Source organism: Peribacillus sp. NPDC097198, assembly GCF_044762055.1.
In the GTDB taxonomy this organism is placed as follows: domain Bacteria; phylum Bacillota; class Bacilli; order Bacillales; family DSM-1321; genus Peribacillus.
Window position 1 is genome coordinate 224,302 of sequence record NZ_JBIWDO010000001.1, and the last position, 17,041, is coordinate 241,342.

Sequence of the window (17,041 nt, forward strand, 5' to 3'; positions counted from 1 at the left end):
GAGCTTTTCGTATGTTAAAACCTATATTCACCGCAACCGCTCTTTCTTCCTTCATCTTACTAGCTGGATGTTCGTTCGATTTTTCATCGGATGAGAAGAAAGAACAAAAAGAAGAACAATCATCCCAGAATGCCTCAGAAGAAACGCAGAAGGATGATTCTGCAGGGCAAGTCAAACATCAAGTTGCCGTCGATACAACGGCAAAACCTGCCCAGGAAGGCCTTCAGACATTAGCCGAGCCTGAAAGTATACCAGTCTTGGTCAATAAACAATACAGCCTTCCCGAAAGTTACAAACCGACTGACCTGATCTATCCAAAAGTCGATTTCATCTTCGAGGATAAAATCGAGAAACGGATGATGAGAAAAGAAGCCGGTAAAGCGCTAGAGAAAATGTTCCAAGCGGCTGAAAAAGACAATATGCATCTAGCCGGCGTTTCCGCTTACCGCTCGCACCAAACTCAGATCGCCATCTTCAGCAACTATGTCGCACAGGACGGCGAAGAAAAGGCTAAAACATATAGTGCCCTGCCTGGAACAAGCGAGCATGAGACAGGGTTATCCATTGATGTCACAACACATGACGGGGCCTGTGCTGCCCAAGACTGCTTTGGTGACTCAGAAGAATCTGCATGGCTTGCAAAGAACGCCCACGAGTATGGATTCATCATCCGGTATCCTGAGGGGAAAGAGGATATCACGGGCTACAAGTATGAACCATGGCACATCCGCTACGTCGGTGTCGATGTCGCTACAGAGATATTTGAGGCCAACAGCACATTGGAAGAATATTATAACGCTGTACCGGTAGAAGCCAGTACTAAGAAATAACAAATGGGGGTGTCCGAGGGTGGACGCCCCTTTTTTTGAGTTTAATCAAACGTTTGATTAAACCCATTACTTGCTGGTATCTCTAGCTTTAGACGTTTATGGAACAAAAGAAAGTGCCTCTAGTTTCAATGGTAATTCACTGCTCTCCCTTGATCAACACGGGGATATTAATGAACCCGTAACAATTGGATTAATTCTATGATTCTTTCATCCTCTCCCGGGTCAACGTACACGCACTTTGTTTGGGTAATCAGGTCTGTATAGAACTTTTCACCAGCGGGATACCTGCCATCCCAGCGTAAAGGGACATTATATACATGAATCGTACCGTCCCCATTGCTAGAATACGTAACGGATCCATCCACCAAGCGAGAACCTGCTAACTGAACAACATCTTTTGGATAGGCAGCACTTGTGTCATCATTAGGATTGAGCGGAGTGCCTGCTGGAAAATGCCTCACATTCAATTCATCAATATCCTGATTCGCGCCAAGCTGCAACCAAATTCTAGCATACTCAATCTGTTCAGTAGAGTACATGGATAGTGTTTGTTTCCCTTTCTTATCACCTGTTTGTTTCCCATCACTTTCCGGTGAGGGAGCGATGTCATTCGCCGCTTCGTCATCTGCCCCCCCTAGCTCATCTGTTGCTCTACTCTCATCTATGCCGGATACTTCTTCTGAATCTGACATTACATCTTTTCCTGAAGAATCAACTGCGGATTCTTTACCAGCACATCCTACAAGCATTCCTGATAACAACAATGAAGCCCCATAAAATAAGAGTTTCCTAATTAGCTTTTTCATCGCCCCAGTCCTTCCTATTCCCACGGTTATATTTACCGTTCTCTAAATTGTAGTATATTGGAAATTTATACTAAAATCATTATCAAAAATATGAGGAGTGGGTTTGATGATGATTGTGACAGCAAAAAAAATAAGGCACCGCTTCTCGTCAGAAGCGGCGCCTTTTTTCCATTATTTCTTCAAGTTATAGAAAGATTTCAAGCCGCCATAGACAGCCAAGTCACCAAGTTGGTCTTCGATGCGAAGAAGTTGGTTGTACTTAGCAATACGGTCTGTACGGGACATGGAACCTGTTTTGATTTGCCCTGCATTTGTCGCAACAGCGATGTCAGCGATCGTTGCATCCTCTGTTTCACCTGAACGGTGAGAAACGACGGCTGTATAACCAGCGCGTTTAGCCATTTCGATGGCATCGAACGTTTCAGTCAATGTACCGATTTGGTTTACTTTGATTAAGATGGAGTTGCCGATACCTTTTTCGATACCTTCAGCCAATTTTTTCGTGTTCGTAACGAATAAATCGTCACCAACCAATTGAACTTTTGTTCCAAGGCGTTCCGTTAGAAGCTTGTGACCATCCCAGTCATTTTCGTCCAAGCCATCTTCAATAGAAAGGATTGGGAATTCATTCACTAGCTCTTCATAGAAAGCGACCATTTCTTCAGAAGTCACGCCATTGCGTCCTTCGCCAGCAAGGTCGTATTTGCCTGTTTCTTTGTTATAGAACTCAGAAGAAGCAACATCCATACCAAGATAGATGTCTTCGCCAGCTTTGTAACCAGCTTTATCGATTGCTTCGATGATGACTTGAAGGGCTTCACGGTTTGAACCAAGGTTTGGCGCAAATCCACCTTCATCACCAACAGCTGTATTTAAGCCTTTAGATGAAAGGACCGATTTCAATGCATGGAATACTTCTGCACCCATACGGACGGCTTCTTTAAAGCTAGGAGCACCGACAGGAAGAATCATGAATTCCTGGAAGTCCACATTGTTGTCCGCATGTGATCCACCGTTAATGATGTTCATCATTGGAGTCGGAAGTTGTTTAGCATTGAATCCTCCAAGGTAGCGATACAATGGTAGTCCTGAGAATTCAGCTGCAGCATGGGCAGCGGCCATGGAAACACCAAGAATCGCATTAGCGCCCAGGTTCCCTTTATTTTCTGTTCCATCTAATTCAATCATCGTTAAATCAAGACCAGCTTGATTGGTTACATCCAAGCCGATGACTGCTTCAGCAATGATATTATTTACGTTATCAACTGCTTTTTGTACCCCTTTGCCAAGGTAACGAGATTTATCTCCGTCACGAAGTTCAACCGCTTCGTGTTCTCCTGTTGATGCACCAGATGGCACGATCGCACGGCCAAAGTATCCTGACTCTGTTTGAATTTCTACTTCTACTGTTGGATTACCACGTGAATCTAGTACTTCGCGTGCATATACATGTTCGATATACGGCATTTAAATCTCTCCTTTTTTATTGCTGTTTTATTTAGATAATAGGGATTTACCCGTCATTTCGACAGGTTTTTCAACTCCAAGCAAATCAAGCATCGTTGGAGCCAAATCACCTAGAATTCCACCTGTTCTTAATGTTACCTGATTTTTTGTGACAATGACAGGTACAGGATTGGTTGTATGTGCTGTCATTGGGTTCCCTTCAAGCGTCACGACTTCATCGGCATTTCCGTGATCGGCCGTGATGATGGCTGTACCGCCCTTTGCGACGATTAGGTCGACAATCTTACCAAGGCATTCATCGACGGTTTCAATCGCTTTAATAGTAGGCTCTAGCATCCCTGAGTGACCAACCATATCCGGATTGGCAAAATTCAAGAGAATCGCATCAAAGCGGTCCGCCTCAATTTGCTCCAGCAAAGCATCCGTCACTTCATAGGCACTCATTTCAGGTTGTAGATCGTATGTAGCAACCTTTGGAGAATTAATTAGGATTCTCTCTTCGCCAGGAAACTTCTCTTCACGGCCACCGCTCATGAAAAATGTCACATGTGGATATTTTTCCGTTTCAGCGATACGAAGCTGTGTAAGATTGTTTTGAGAAAGTACTTCTCCTATTGTATTATCAAGATTTGTCGGCTTAAAAGCAACATATCCGTCAACAGTTTCCGAGAAATGTGTCAAACAGACAAAATGAAGGTGCTCAGGATGTCCCGGACCACGATCGAATGAACGGAAGTCCTTGTTCGTGAACGTATTGGATATTTGAATGGCACGGTCTGGACGGAAGTTATAGAAAATAACGGCGTCTTCGTCCTGTATTGTCGCTACAGGCTTACCATCTTCAGCGGTAATGACAGAAGGAATCACAAACTCATCGAAAATACCATGTTCATACGAATCGTCCACACACTCCATTGCCGAACCGTATGCTGGTCCATCTCCGTATACCATGGAACGGTATGATTTCTCCACGCGCTCCCATCGTTTATCTCGGTCCATCGAGTAATAACGTCCGGAAATGGTAGCGAATTGTCCTACACCAATTTCCTTCATTTTGGCTTCGGCATCTTTAATATACCCTTTTGCCGTTTTCGGTCCGACATCTCGGCCATCCAAAAATGCATGAACAAATACATCTTTGACGCCTTCTTTCGCTGCCAGCTTCAGAAGGGCATATAAATGCTCAATATGACTGTGTACGCCACCATCTGAAAGTAAACCGAACAAGTGAAGGGCCGTGCCCTTTTCCTTGGCATGGGTCATGGCATCAAGTAATGTTGGGTTTTCCGCGAATTCACCTTCACGAATGGCAAGATTGACACGCGTCAAGCTTTGATAGACGATCCGCCCTGCCCCGATATTCAAGTGTCCTACTTCAGAATTCCCCATTTGACCCGCAGGTAGACCAACCGCTTCCCCACTTGCAGTTAAATGCGAGTGAGGATATTGTTCCCAAAATCGATCGAAATTAGGCTTTTTTGCATGATAAACTGCATTTCCCTCTTCTTCTTTCCGGCATCCAAAGCCGTCTAAGATGATAAGAGCGACAGGCGATTTACTCATATTGACCAGCCTCCAACAATTGTAAAAATGAATCGGGTTTCAAGCTTGCGCCACCAACCAAAGCACCATCGATATCTGGTTGAGCCATATATTCCTTGATGTTTTCAGGTTTCACACTACCACCATATTGAATGCGGACCGCTTCTGCCGCTTCTTTAGAAAACTTGTCAGCCACAACTGAACGGATATGGGCACACACTTCATTGGCATCCTCAGCAGATGATGACTTGCCAGTTCCGATGGCCCAAATTGGTTCATAGGCGATGACCGTTTGTTTCAATTGATCTTCAGTTAGACCGGCAAGGCCTTTTTCAATCTGCCCTCCAACGAAATCATTGGTTTCCCCAGCTTCCCTTTGCTCAAGTGTTTCCCCACAGCAAACGATAGGTGTCAGGTTATGTTTAAAAGCGGCATGCACTTTCTTATTCACGGCTTCATCCGTTTCATTAAACATTTCACGGCGTTCAGAATGACCAAGGATGACATAGGAAACGCCGATATCAGCAAGGGAAATCGGGCTGATTTCTCCAGTGAATGCGCCATTTTCTTCATAGTGCATATTTTGTGCACCAATCTTCACATCTGTTCCTTGTGCTGATTGAACAAGTTGATTCAAAAATAATGCCGGAGCACAGACTACCGAATCAATCTTATCCGCTTTTGGAATTAGTGTATTGACTTCTTCTAAAAACCCGGTCGCTTCTGATAATGTTTTATTCATTTTCCAGTTACCTGCAATAATCGGTTTTCTCATTCGTTCTCCATCCCTTCTAGAGTTGTTATTTTCTCGGATTGTCATTCTTACTTATCGTTCAAAGCCACGACGCCTGGTAATTCCTTACCTTCCATGAACTCAAGAGAGGCACCGCCACCCGTTGAAATATGGGACATCTTCTCGGCAAGACCGAACTTCTCCGCTGCTGCCGCTGAATCGCCGCCGCCCACGATGCTGTATGTATCTTTTGCATCCGCTAAGGCTTCAGCAACCGCTCTCGTACCATTCGCAAATTTATCAAATTCAAAGACTCCCATCGGTCCGTTCCAAATGACCAACTTAGATCCTTTAATGACATCTGCAAAAAGTTCACTTGTTTTAGGTCCAATATCAAGACTCATTTTATCACTTGGGATTGAATCGATATCGACAATTTCCGTTTCCGCATCAGGAGAAAATTCCGCTGTAACGACCGCATCGATCGGCAAGTGCATTTTGACGCCTTTTTCCTTCGCACTTTCAATGAATGACTTGGCCAGTTCGATTTTATCTTCTTCCAATAACGACGTGCCAACTTCATGGCCTTGGGCTTTAATAAAGGTATAACCCAATCCACCGCCAATTATCAAGTGATCCACTTTTTCTAAAAGATTTTCGATGACGCCGATTTTATCTTTCACTTTAGCTCCACCGATGATTGCGGTAAATGGACGATCAGGTTCGGATAATGCTTTTCCTAAAACGGAAAGTTCCTTTTCCATCAACAATCCGGCAACGGCTGGAAGATGGTGGGCAATTCCTTCTGTTGACGCATGGGCACGGTGAGCTGCCCCGAAAGCATCATTGACATAGACATCCGCAAGTTTAGCAAATTCCTTCGCCAATTCAGGATCATTCTTCTCTTCCCCAGGATAAAAGCGTACGTTTTCCAGCAATAGAAGCTCGCCATCCTTTAACCCTTCGATGATTGATTGTACGGCCTCTCCATATGCTTCATCAGCTCTCTGTACGTCTTTGCCGATCAGCTGGCTCAATCTTTCTGCAACAGGAGCTAAGCGTAATTCTTCTACAACTTGTCCCTTAGGACGTCCAAGGTGACTGGCTAATATAACTTTTGCCCCTTGTTCGATTAAGTACGTGATGGTCGGCAATGCAGCCTTGATTCTCGTATCATCGGAAATCTTACCATCCTGCATCGGAACATTGAAGTCCACTCGACAAAATACGCGTTTTCCTTTTAATTCAATATCTTTAATCGACTTTTTATTCATAATCCAAGAACCTCCTTAGATATGGTTACTATATTTTCCACTCTATTAGTAAAAAGGGAGTCAACGACTTTCCAACTCCCTTTTTCTCTTTTCCATTATAATCTGTAAACGGATAATTATCCAAAAACAAGCGTTTTTTATGCTGTTATAAAAAAAACCTCACCTTCGTGAGGTTTTTTACTATTTATAATTTAAGCGAATTACAGACCTTTTTTAGCAAGATATCCAATTAAGTCTACAACACGGTTAGAGTATCCTGTTTCATTATCATACCAAGATAATACTTTTACCATGTTACCTTCCATGACCATTGTAGAAAGCGCATCAATTGTAGAAGAAGATGGGTTTCCGTTATAGTCACCAGATACTAGTGGAAGTTCACTGTATTCAAGAATGCCTTTAAGTTCGCCTTCAGACGCTTTTTTGAACGCTGCATTTACTTCTTCAGCTGTCACGTCTTTTTCAAGCTCAGCCACTAAGTCCACTACAGACACGTTTGGTGTAGGTACACGCATTGCCATACCATTTAATTTTCCTTTTAACTCAGGAAGGACAAGCGCTACAGCTTTAGCTGCACCTGTTGTTGTCGGAATGATATTTTCAGCAGCTGCACGTGCACGGCGATAATCTTTATGAGGTAAATCTAGAATTTGTTGGTCATTTGTATATGAGTGAACAGTTGTCATCATTCCACGTTTAATACCAAATTGTTCTTGAAGGACTTTAGCAAAAGGAGCTAAGCAGTTTGTCGTACAAGATGCATTTGAAATAACGTGATGGTTTGCTGCGTCATATTTTTCTTCATTTACACCCATGACAATTGTAATATCTTCATCAGAGGCAGGAGCAGAGATGATGACTTTCTTCGCACCAGCTTCTAAATGTTTAGCTGCATCAGCACGTTTTGTAAAACGTCCTGTTGATTCAACAACAACTTCTACGCCAAGTTCGCCCCAACCTAATTGTGCTGGATCACGTTCAGCCAATACTTTGACTTTATGTCCATCAACTACCAGGTAATCCCCGTCCACTGTTACTTTCTCTTGTAGAGAACCATGAATGGAGTCATATTGTAGAAGGTGTGCCAACATATTAGCATCCGTTAAGTCGTTAATAGCGACGATGTCCACCTCTGGATTTTTTAATGCTGCGCGGAATACGTTACGTCCAATACGTCCAAAACCATTAATACCAACTTTTACTGTCATGAAAAATTCCTCCTCTTAAGTTCGAAAATATTTTATTAAAGGGTATGATATCCCTGAATTAACTCCATTGCTGCTGCCTCATCCGTAATCAAAACCGTGGATGAAGGAGCGCCTTTCATATAGGAACGGATTGCCTTCGCTTTAGTCTTTCCACCAGCGACAGTTATCACTCGCTTTTCTGGGCTAAGATCCTCTAATTGAATGCCGACGGTCAAGACTTTGTGGACAACAGTTCCATCTTCATCGTAATAATAACCAAACGCTTCACCTACAGCATTTCCATCATGTAGCTTTTTTAACATATCAGGTGTTGTATTTCTTCGCTTAGCCATCGCTAAAGCATCACCGATACCATGGATAATCATATCTGCAGATTTAATTTTAGTGATGACCTCTTTCATGGCAGGCTCCTTCATGAAGGAAGCATACGACTCATCGCTTAGCTGATCGGGTACATACAATACCCGGTATGATGCGCGAGCTTTATGTGCCATTTTTTCTACAATCGTGTTTGCTTGGTTCTGTGTTGCTTCACCAAGACCCCCTCGGGCTGGAACAAATGTCAATTGCATCGATGCTTCATCTGGTGATAAAGAATTGGCTACTTCGGCCATTGTCGACCCGCCAGTAACCGCTATGGTGTTTTTCATGCTCCATTCCCGCTTCATACGGTTTGCACAGGCTTTACCCAAATCTTTTTTTACCCAAGGCGATTCATCACAGTTTCCTGAGACGATAATGACCTCGTCAACCTGTAGCATTTCCTGCAATTGCCGCTCCATAATGTCTATACCCATTACTTCTCGCATTATTCCTTCCAATTTTTCCAGGATTTCAATCCCTTCTTCAGAAAGCAACATGCCAGAACTAAATATATTTATGAGGTTCTGACCTTTTAGAAAATCAATTTCACTTCGAAGGGTCCGCTCCGTCAAATTAAGGCTCACAGCCAGACTTCGCCTTCCCACTGGTTGCAACATTTTGATATAACGCAGGATATCATACCTTTTTTGCATAACCGAAAGGAAATCGGGCAATAATTTTCTTTGTACTTCGAGTAATGTATGCATGTTAAAACTCCTAATAAATCTTTATGGACATATTATGTCCCACATAGTCATTTTTTGTCCCACTTAAAATAAAAAAATATTCCTGCTACATACTTTATTCTAGCAGGAACGGAATGTTTCTTCAAATGATTTGATAGTTTATTTTTCCAAAAAGCTGCGAATCGTTGATATATCAACATTTCCGTACTGAATGATTCTTCCATCCTTCTCAATGACTGGAATCATTAACCCGTACTTTTCCAGTAGCGCATCATCAGAATGAATATCGATTTCTGAATAATGCAGGTCGGATTCCCGTTTTAATTCATCCAGAACCCGTTTTGCCTTCACACATAGCGGGCATTGTTCCCTGCTATACAAAATGAATGTCTTCTTTTCCACCGTTACTCATCCTTTTCAATCATATCTTTTTCGTTTAGACGAAGAGGGAATGCCCAGTTGCTCCCGGTACTTCGCTACGGTTCGCCGTGCCAGGATGATTCCCTTCTCTTCTTTTAACCAAGTCACCAAATCTTGATCGGAAAGCGGCTTTTGCTTATTTTCGTTTTGGATGGCTGCCTGCAGATACTTTTTCGCCTGCATGCCTGACATATCTTCCACATGGCCAACCGACTGCAAGGACGTAGTGAAAAATATCCTCATTTCTAATGTACCAAAAGGTGTTTGAACATATTTCCCTTTAACAGCCCGACTTACGGTGGACTCATGAATACCGATTTCGTCCGCGATCTCCTTCATCGTCATTGGCTTTAAATAATTCAGCCCATGAAGAAAGCAGGCAGGCTGCTTTTCGACGATCGTTTGCATGACCTTTAGTATGGTTTCCTTACGCTGTTGGATTCCTTTTGAAATCCATTGAAACTCCTGCCACTTGTCCTGAATGAAACGCTGTACACCTTGATCTTTGTAACTCTTCATTTGGTTCAGATACCCTTTATCTACATGTAGATTCGGCGAATTCCCATCTGAATTTCCGACTAGCAGGATACCATCGATCGCTTCCACGACTACATCCGGTACGATATAGGAGGGCTTTTCCTGAAAAAAGAGTGACCCCGGCCTTGGGTTCAATGTCTGGACATAATCAAGCACTTGTTGTATTTCCTTCAAAGAGACACAAATCTTCTTACTCAAGTCTTTCCAGCGCTTTTCCACGAACTCGAGGAAATAGTTTTCAAGGATGGACTCCGCCAGTGGATTCACCCCTTCTGCTTTTGCCTGAAGAAGGAGGCACTCCTGCAGGCTCCTTGCCCCTAGACCATGCGGCTCAAGCTCTTGTAACATTCCTAAGCTTTCTTCCAAAACGGCAGAAGACATACCGGGTTCACATATATCATCCAAATGAATCCGCAAATAACCATTTTCATCAAGGTTACGGATCAAGAACAATATAGCCTTTTGGTGTTCACCGGTTAGCTTTTGGTGATTTAATTGTGACATGACATGCTGTTCAAGTGAAAATGTGTCTTCACTCAATTGTTCAATCCAATAGTTCGAGTCATACGTGTTTTTTATATGTTGTTTTCCTTTTTTACGATCATAGGTAGGTTGAAATAAAGCGGAAACTGGTTGTTCCAGGGATATTAGAGGATTTTCCTCCACTTTGTTTTCTAAAAAGGATGTAAGCTCTTGTGTGGAATACTGCAACAATGTAATAGATTGCATTAATTCCTGGGTCATAGCCATTTTTAATGTTTGCTGTTGAAAAAGACCTGCCTTCATGTTCATACTCATCGATTCATCCCTCCCCCATTCCATTTTACATGATTAGGAGATAATTCTACACAAAAATTTGGAAACGCTTACTTTTTTCTGGAATGGTATAGTCGTATTTTATATAGCTTATGCTGAGGCAAAGCCCATCACGACTACTTTCCTGGAAATGACAAAGTTTCCTTGGAACAGATAAAAAATCGAGGATTTCAAACAAGAATCGAGTCTTTTTTCCATAAAAAAATCCCCTGCTTAATACATAAGCAGAAGATTTAGTAATGCCCTCGGCAGGAATCGAACCTGCATTTCAAGCTTCGGAGGCTTGCGTTCTATCCGTTGCACTACGAGGGCAGAATGGGAAGTTGGTTAACAACAGACTTAATTATATGATATAAACCGTTTGTTTGCAAGAGGCATTCAGGTTTAAAACCTTAATATATGGGTAGTATGGATAAAGTGGAAATTCATCCCTGAACGGCATAATTCAAATTAAATATAATTTGAAAGGAGCATTCATAGGAAATTGTCGAACGAATAATCAAATATCGGGTTTGTTTTGTTTGACCTTAATTGACCAAAAAGTGTATCATACATACATAAAGAATTTAAATGATTCTCTTAATCGAAGGAGGAAATGAACATGAATTTAATTCCTACAGTAATCGAACAAACAAGTCGTGGGGAGCGTGCCTACGATATTTATTCCCGTTTATTAAAAGACCGGATCATCATGCTTGGAAGTGCTATCGACGACAATGTATCCAATTCAATTGTCGCTCAATTACTATTCTTAGAAGCTGAAAATCCTGAAAAAGATATCACATTATACATCAACAGCCCAGGTGGAAGCATCACTTCCGGTATGGCTATCTATGATACGATGCAATATATCAAGCCTAATGTCTCTACTGTATGTATCGGTATGGCGGCTTCAATGGGTGCATTCCTATTGGCTGCTGGGGAAAAAGGAAAACGTTTTGCCCTTCCTAACAGTGAAGTCATGATTCACCAACCACTTGGAGGCGCACAAGGACAAGCAACGGAAATCGAGATTGCTGCCCGCCGTATCCTTCACTTGAAAGATAAATTGAACCAAATCTTAGCCGACCGTACTGGTCAACCTCTTGAAGTTCTTCAAAGAGATACAGAACGTGATAACTTCATGACTTCTGAGAGAGCTCTTGAATATGGCTTGATTGACAAAGTCATCACTCGTAGCCACCTTGATGAAAAGAAAGAATCTTAATACGAAACTGAACGGACTCCATTCGAGTCCGTTTTTTCTATAAAAAAAGGGATGCCGTGTGAGCATCCCATTTTTCTTATCCTTCTTGCTGTACGAATTCTACCAACGCTTCCATCGCATCCTGTTCATCGCGACCGTCTACAATAAGCTTGATGGATACACCAGAACTAATGGCAAGGCTCATTAAACCCATGATGCTTTTGGCATTCACCTTTTTTCCTTCTTTTTCAAGGAAAACATCTGAATGAAAGCGGTTAGCCTCTTGAACGAAAAGAGCCGCCGGGCGGGCTTGTAAACCTGTCTTCAGTTTTACTTCTATTTGTTTTTCCACCATCTTGATCTCTCCATTTACACCTTATTATTTTTTCGCAGAAAAAGCTTCTCCCCCACGGAGTCTATCAGCTATTTCATCAATTTTTCGCAGTCTGTGATTAATGCCGGATTTGCTGATCGTCCCACCAGAAACCATTTCACCCAGTTCCTTTAGGGTAATATCCTGAAAAGCGATCCGTAGCTCCGCGATTTCCCGTAACTTATCCGGCAAGATACTTAGCCCCACCGTGTCTTCGATATAATGGATATTTTCAACTTGCCGTAGCGAAGCCCCAATCGTCTTATTCAAATTAGCAGTTTCACAATTTACGAGCCTATTGACGGAATTACGCATATCCCGGACAATTCGTACATCCTCAAATCTTAATAACGCTGAGTGCGCTCCAACAATGCTTAAGAACTCGGCAATTTTCTCGGCTTCTTTTAAATAAATGATATATCCCTTTTTTCGTTCAAGCGTCTTTGCCTTTAAATCAAACTTATTCATTAATTCACATAAGGCATCATTATGTTCTTTATAAAGAGAGAAAATTTCCAGGTGATATGATGACGTTTCTGGATTATTGACCGAACCTCCAGCAAGGAAAGCACCTCTTATATACGAACGCTTACAGCATTTCTTCCCAACTATATTATCGGATATGTCATGGAGAATTTCAAATCCTTCTCCTAATATTTCTAAATCGGTCAAGATCCGCTGTCCTCCCGCTGACATCCTGACAATATACACATTATTCTTTTTGAGTTTCATCTTCTTACGAACGAGCAGTTCGACCTGGACCTCATAACTCTTTTTCAAAAGTGTATAGATCCTTCTGGCAATCGCCGCATTTTCCGTTTGTATATCCACGACAAGCTTACGATTCGAAAAGGAAAGGGATCCGTTCATCCGGATGAGCGCACACAGCTCGGCTTTCACGCAACAATCCTTACTTTCCAATGTAGTCAGTTCTTTTTTTGTTTCCGAAGCAAAAGACATTCATTTCACCCCCAATTGAACATAGGTCATCTATTTTTTAGTCAAAAGACAGTCTCCACCTATATTTAAGGAGCTATATGACTTTCATGTATCAGCATATTATATAGTAAATCCGCCACCTTTTTGGTGTCATGGCGAATGACGTCCCCCTCAAAGCTGAAAATGTGCCCCTGTATGATTTCAAGGCCCATTCTTTTTAAACTCTCGACATCATACACAACCGGTTTTGCATACTCCGCATGATACCGTTGCTGAATTTCGGATGGTATTTCTTCAGCATTGACAAGAATGCGATCTATGTAGGCATTTCCCATGTGATCATATATCGCTTTTATATGGTCGCTCGCGCTATAATCCAGTGTCTCCCCTGCTTGGGTCATTAGATTGCAAATGTACACTTTCTTAGCTTTGGAGCGGGCTATTTCTTCTCCGATACCTGGAACAAGTAAATTAGGAAGGATGCTCGTGTATAAACTACCTGGACCAATCACAATCAGGTCGGCCTGCTTGATTGCCTGAATCGTTTCACTGAGCGGCTTTATGTGTTGAGGAGATAGAAATACTCTTTTTATCTTCTTGCCTGATAAGGGGATTTTCGACTCTCCCGTTACAATCGTTCCATCTTCCATTTCAGCATGAAGGACCACACTTTGGTTAGCAGCAGGAAGGACTTTGCCACGGACATTCAGGAACTTACTCATTTCCTGGATTGCATGGACAAAGTCCCCCGTCAATGAAGTCATGGCAGCAAGGATTAGATTCCCTAATGAATGACCGGACAATTCATTTTTACTTTGAAAACGGTGTTGAAACATCTGCTCGACAAGTGGCTCTACATCCGAGAGTGCCGCCAAGACATTACGGATATCACCTGGAGCAGGGATGTGCATATCTTCGCGGATACGACCGGAGCTTCCACCATCGTCGGCAACCGTCACGATTGCCGTTATATCTACTGGGTATTTCTTCAACCCCCTAAGTAGGACTGGAAGGCCCGTTCCCCCTCCAATGATCACTACTCTAGGCTGTTTCTCTTTATCTGGCATCTACTTTCCCCTTACTCTTTTCGATATCACGATGGGACACATGAACCGTATAGCTCTTTTGAAAAAAATTAGAAATGTATTCGGTCAAAGCTACAGAACGGTGCTGACCACCTGTACATCCAATCGCAATAACAAGCTGGGCTTTTCCTTCACGTTTATAATACGGAAGCATGAACGCAAGCAAATCCGTCAGCTTTTCTAGAAACTTTTGAGTCTCGCCCCATTTTAAAACGTAACTGGACACTTCCTTATCAAGGCCAGTCTTTGGTCTCATTTGATCGATATAGTATGGGTTAGGCAGAAAACGCACGTCAAACACAAGGTCCGCATCAATTGGCAAGCCATGTTTGAAACCGAAAGACATGACATTAACAGAAAATCCAACCTGTTTATCCTTTGAAAACTCAGATGCAATCTTTTCCCTTAATTCGCGTGGCTTCAGCTGGGACGTATTGAAAATTAACTGCGCCCGACCTTTTAATTCATCCAAAAGGTCCCGTTCCAATTTAATGCCCTCTAACGGCCGGTCCATCGGAGCTAATGGATGAGTCCTTCTCGTTTCTTTATATCGACGGACCAAAGCTTCATCATCCGCCTCAAGAAAGAGGATCCTAGGGGAGACCCATGATGTTTCCGTCAATTGATCCAAGGCAAGGAACAAAGAATCGAAAAACTCCCGCCCCCGTAAATCCATGACAAGGGCTACTTTATTCATCTTATTTCCAGAGTCTTTCATCAACTCCAAAAACTTTGGCAATAAAGCGGGCGGCAAATTATCGACGCAAAAAAAACCGAGGTCTTCAAAACTTTGAATGGCCACCGTCTTTCCTGCTCCTGACATTCCTGTTATGACGACCAACTGCGTATCATTCATCTGCCCATCACTCATTCTTTTCGCCCCCTGGAGTAGTAATCGCTTTTATAAATAATCATTAACCTGGATCAAGTCGATAGGAAAGTAACTTAAACTCGGGTGTATAGGTAAAGGTACCGTAGATTACTCCGCTTCCCTGAACCATATAATCTAGAATATGATAATCCCCTTCAGCCATGTCCAGTTTTTTAACATCTTCAATAGGGTGCCAAAATAGCTCGCCTTCTTCACACACATCCACATTGATGCCATCGGAATCAGTAGCAAAGAAAGTAAACATCATCCATTCGGATAATACTTTGTCTCCATCCTTCATAATAAAAGTAAAGATTCCTTTAATGGTGGGGTTTTTCAAGTAAACGCCCGTCTCTTCACGGTATTCCCTAATACAAGCATCCCGGATTGATTCACCAGGCTCCATCTTGCCGCCTGGGGCTACCCACCATCCACGTCTTGGTTTCTTTAATAAAAGGATCTTATTGTCCTTAACTAATACACAGTTTGTGACACGTTGCACGTTCTTCACCTCAAATTGGCCTATGCTCGACTATAGAAACTTCTCCTCTGACTTCCTTAGAGTATCCGTTCAATTCTTAAATCACCGCTAGACATCCATCTGGCGATTTACAAATGCTTATAGTACAAACAAGCTGTATTTTACATCTTACCTCTATGATTAAACTATGTGTAGTATATCTTATCATTATACTATTTTTGAAATAAGCTAACAATAAAGGAAACTTCCTGGTTTGGTTGATTATTCATGACCACACAATCACTTTGTACCCATAACCCTCGTCCCCCATACAAAAAAAGACACAGATTCCTCTGTGCCCAACACGTTATATAATAAAGGGGGTCAATACTACCCTTACTATACCCAATCTTTATTGCATGGATGTTACAACCTCGTTAAAACGCAATGACGAAGTGTAAATTTTTGTATAAGCGGTTACGCTTTAATTTGCAACTTTTCTTTTAGTTCTTCCACATAGTGCTGAACCGATTGTGCAGCGATACTACCGTCCCCAGTAGCCGTCACGATTTGGCGCAATGTTTTTTCACGAACGTCTCCAGCTGCAAAGATGCCTGGAACCCGTGTTTCCATTACATCATTCGTCTCGATGTAGCCCGTAGCATTCAAGATGCCCAGATTTTCAAAAGGCTTGGTTAAAGGAAGCATACCGATATAGATGAATACTCCGTCTGCCTTTAGCTCTTTTTCTTCTCCGTTAGCCGTTGAAACAAGTGTGACACTACCGACTTTTCCGCCCTCTTCATTGATTTGCTTCAATGTATGATTCCAGATGAAGTCGATTTTTTCATTAGCGAACGCACGATCTTGAAGGATTTTCTGTGCACGAAGTTCGTCACGTCTATGAACGATCGTCACCTTAGAAGCGAAGCGAGTCAAGTAGACGCCCTCTTCAACAGCAGAGTCTCCTCCACCGATGACGAACAGTTCTTTCTCTTTAAAGAAAGCCCCATCACAGACAGCACAATAAGAAACACCGCGGCCACCCAACTCTTTTTCACCCGGGACGCCGATTTTCTTATATTCCGCACCTGAAGAAACGATGATAGAACGTGCTTTGAATTCCTTGGAGCCTGCTTTGATGGTTTTGTACTCTTCCCCATCAATGATTTCCTTAACATCTCCATAAGCGTATTCCGCACCGAATTTTTTAGCATGGTCAAACATTTTTGTGGATAGCTCAGGCCCAAGAATGGTGTCGAATCCTGGGTAGTTTTCGACTTCTTCCGTATTGGCCATCTGGCCTCCTGGCACTCCGCGTTCTAGCATCAATGTTGAAAGGTTCGCACGTGATGTATATACAGCAGCAGTCATCCCAGCAGGACCCGCTCCGATAATCACAACGTCATAAATTTTTTCAGACATAATTCTCACTCCTTCATATT

The 17,041-nt window shown here is 42.4% G+C and carries 17 protein-coding genes and 1 tRNA gene; 2 read left to right on the forward strand and 16 right to left on the reverse strand.

Annotated features, from left to right (window positions below):
• Positions 1 to 11: 11 nt before the first annotated feature.
• Positions 12 to 830, forward strand: a complete 819-nt coding sequence (locus tag ACIQXQ_RS01140; protein ID WP_402954484.1) for a M15 family metallopeptidase — start codon at positions 12 to 14, stop codon at positions 828 to 830.
• Positions 831 to 997: 167 nt separating this feature from the next.
• Here ACIQXQ_RS01140 and ACIQXQ_RS01145 read toward each other — a convergent pair whose 3' ends face one another.
• The 10 genes from ACIQXQ_RS01145 to ACIQXQ_RS01190 form a co-directional block, all read right to left on the reverse strand.
• Positions 998 to 1,636, reverse strand: coding sequence for a hypothetical protein (locus tag ACIQXQ_RS01145; protein ID WP_402954487.1), 639 nt, complete (start codon positions 1,634 to 1,636; stop codon positions 998 to 1,000).
• Between the two features lie 171 nt (positions 1,637 to 1,807).
• Positions 1,808 to 3,103, reverse strand: a complete 1,296-nt coding sequence (eno, locus tag ACIQXQ_RS01150) for a phosphopyruvate hydratase (protein WP_402870762.1) — start codon at positions 3,101 to 3,103, stop codon at positions 1,808 to 1,810.
• Positions 3,104 to 3,130: 27 nt separating this feature from the next.
• The gene (gene gpmI, locus ACIQXQ_RS01155; protein WP_402954490.1) at positions 3,131 to 4,666 is read right to left on the reverse strand and encodes a 2,3-bisphosphoglycerate-independent phosphoglycerate mutase; all 1,536 of its coding nucleotides are present in this window, start codon (positions 4,664 to 4,666) and stop codon (positions 3,131 to 3,133) included.
• Positions 4,659 to 5,420, reverse strand: a complete 762-nt coding sequence (tpiA, locus tag ACIQXQ_RS01160; RefSeq protein ID WP_402954493.1) for a triose-phosphate isomerase — start codon at positions 5,418 to 5,420, stop codon at positions 4,659 to 4,661. Before tpiA ends, gpmI begins: the two co-directional genes overlap by 8 nt.
• Positions 5,421 to 5,467: 47 nt before the next feature.
• Positions 5,468 to 6,652 carry a phosphoglycerate kinase gene (locus ACIQXQ_RS01165; RefSeq protein ID WP_402954496.1) on the reverse strand — a complete coding sequence of 395 codons (1,185 nt, stop codon included), beginning with the start codon at positions 6,650 to 6,652 and terminating at the stop codon, positions 5,468 to 5,470.
• Between the two features lie 200 nt (positions 6,653 to 6,852).
• Positions 6,853 to 7,860, reverse strand: coding sequence for a type I glyceraldehyde-3-phosphate dehydrogenase (gene gap / locus ACIQXQ_RS01170; protein ID WP_402870751.1), 1,008 nt, complete (start codon positions 7,858 to 7,860; stop codon positions 6,853 to 6,855).
• A gap of 35 nt (positions 7,861 to 7,895) precedes the next feature.
• Positions 7,896 to 8,930, reverse strand: a complete 1,035-nt coding sequence (locus ACIQXQ_RS01175; protein WP_402870748.1) for a sugar-binding transcriptional regulator — start codon at positions 8,928 to 8,930, stop codon at positions 7,896 to 7,898.
• 138 nt (positions 8,931 to 9,068) lie between these two features.
• On the reverse strand, positions 9,069 to 9,311 hold the full coding sequence (locus tag ACIQXQ_RS01180; protein ID WP_402870745.1) for a glutaredoxin family protein: 243 nt from the start codon (positions 9,309 to 9,311) through the stop codon (positions 9,069 to 9,071).
• Positions 9,312 to 9,326: 15 nt separating this feature from the next.
• Positions 9,327 to 10,664 carry an RNA polymerase factor sigma-54 gene (gene rpoN, locus ACIQXQ_RS01185; RefSeq protein ID WP_402954499.1) on the reverse strand — a complete coding sequence of 446 codons (1,338 nt, stop codon included), beginning with the start codon at positions 10,662 to 10,664 and terminating at the stop codon, positions 9,327 to 9,329.
• A gap of 258 nt (positions 10,665 to 10,922) precedes the next feature.
• Positions 10,923 to 10,994: transfer RNA gene (locus ACIQXQ_RS01190), tRNA-Arg, on the reverse strand.
• 289 nt (positions 10,995 to 11,283) lie between these two features.
• Here ACIQXQ_RS01190 and clpP point away from each other — a divergent pair.
• A complete protein-coding gene (gene clpP / locus ACIQXQ_RS01195) occupies positions 11,284 to 11,889 on the forward strand; it encodes an ATP-dependent Clp endopeptidase proteolytic subunit ClpP (RefSeq protein WP_402870740.1) in 606 nt (201 codons plus the stop codon).
• A 76-nt stretch (positions 11,890 to 11,965) separates the two neighbouring features.
• Here the strand turns inward: clpP and ACIQXQ_RS01200 are convergent, their stop codons facing one another.
• The 6 genes from ACIQXQ_RS01200 to trxB all read right to left on the reverse strand — a co-directional run bounded on the left by ACIQXQ_RS01200 (position 11,966) and on the right by trxB (position 17,024).
• Positions 11,966 to 12,223 (reverse strand): HPr family phosphocarrier protein, encoded by a 258-nt coding sequence (locus ACIQXQ_RS01200; RefSeq protein WP_402870738.1) that lies wholly within the window; start codon positions 12,221 to 12,223, stop codon positions 11,966 to 11,968.
• 24 nt (positions 12,224 to 12,247) lie between these two features.
• A complete protein-coding gene (gene whiA, locus ACIQXQ_RS01205) occupies positions 12,248 to 13,201 on the reverse strand; it encodes a DNA-binding protein WhiA (RefSeq protein WP_402954504.1) in 954 nt (317 codons plus the stop codon).
• A gap of 65 nt (positions 13,202 to 13,266) precedes the next feature.
• Positions 13,267 to 14,247, reverse strand: a complete 981-nt coding sequence (locus ACIQXQ_RS01210; protein ID WP_402954508.1) for a gluconeogenesis factor YvcK family protein — start codon at positions 14,245 to 14,247, stop codon at positions 13,267 to 13,269.
• Complete coding sequence (rapZ, locus tag ACIQXQ_RS01215; RefSeq protein WP_402954511.1) at positions 14,237 to 15,136, reverse strand: RNase adapter RapZ; 900 nt, start codon at positions 15,134 to 15,136, stop codon at positions 14,237 to 14,239. Before rapZ ends, ACIQXQ_RS01210 begins: the two co-directional genes overlap by 11 nt.
• Before the next feature lie 43 nt (positions 15,137 to 15,179).
• Positions 15,180 to 15,638 carry an 8-oxo-dGTP diphosphatase gene (locus ACIQXQ_RS01220; protein WP_402871330.1) on the reverse strand — a complete coding sequence of 153 codons (459 nt, stop codon included), beginning with the start codon at positions 15,636 to 15,638 and terminating at the stop codon, positions 15,180 to 15,182.
• 435 nt (positions 15,639 to 16,073) lie between these two features.
• A complete protein-coding gene (gene trxB, locus ACIQXQ_RS01225) occupies positions 16,074 to 17,024 on the reverse strand; it encodes a thioredoxin-disulfide reductase (RefSeq protein WP_402871328.1) in 951 nt (316 codons plus the stop codon).
• Positions 17,025 to 17,041: the final 17 nt, after the last annotated feature.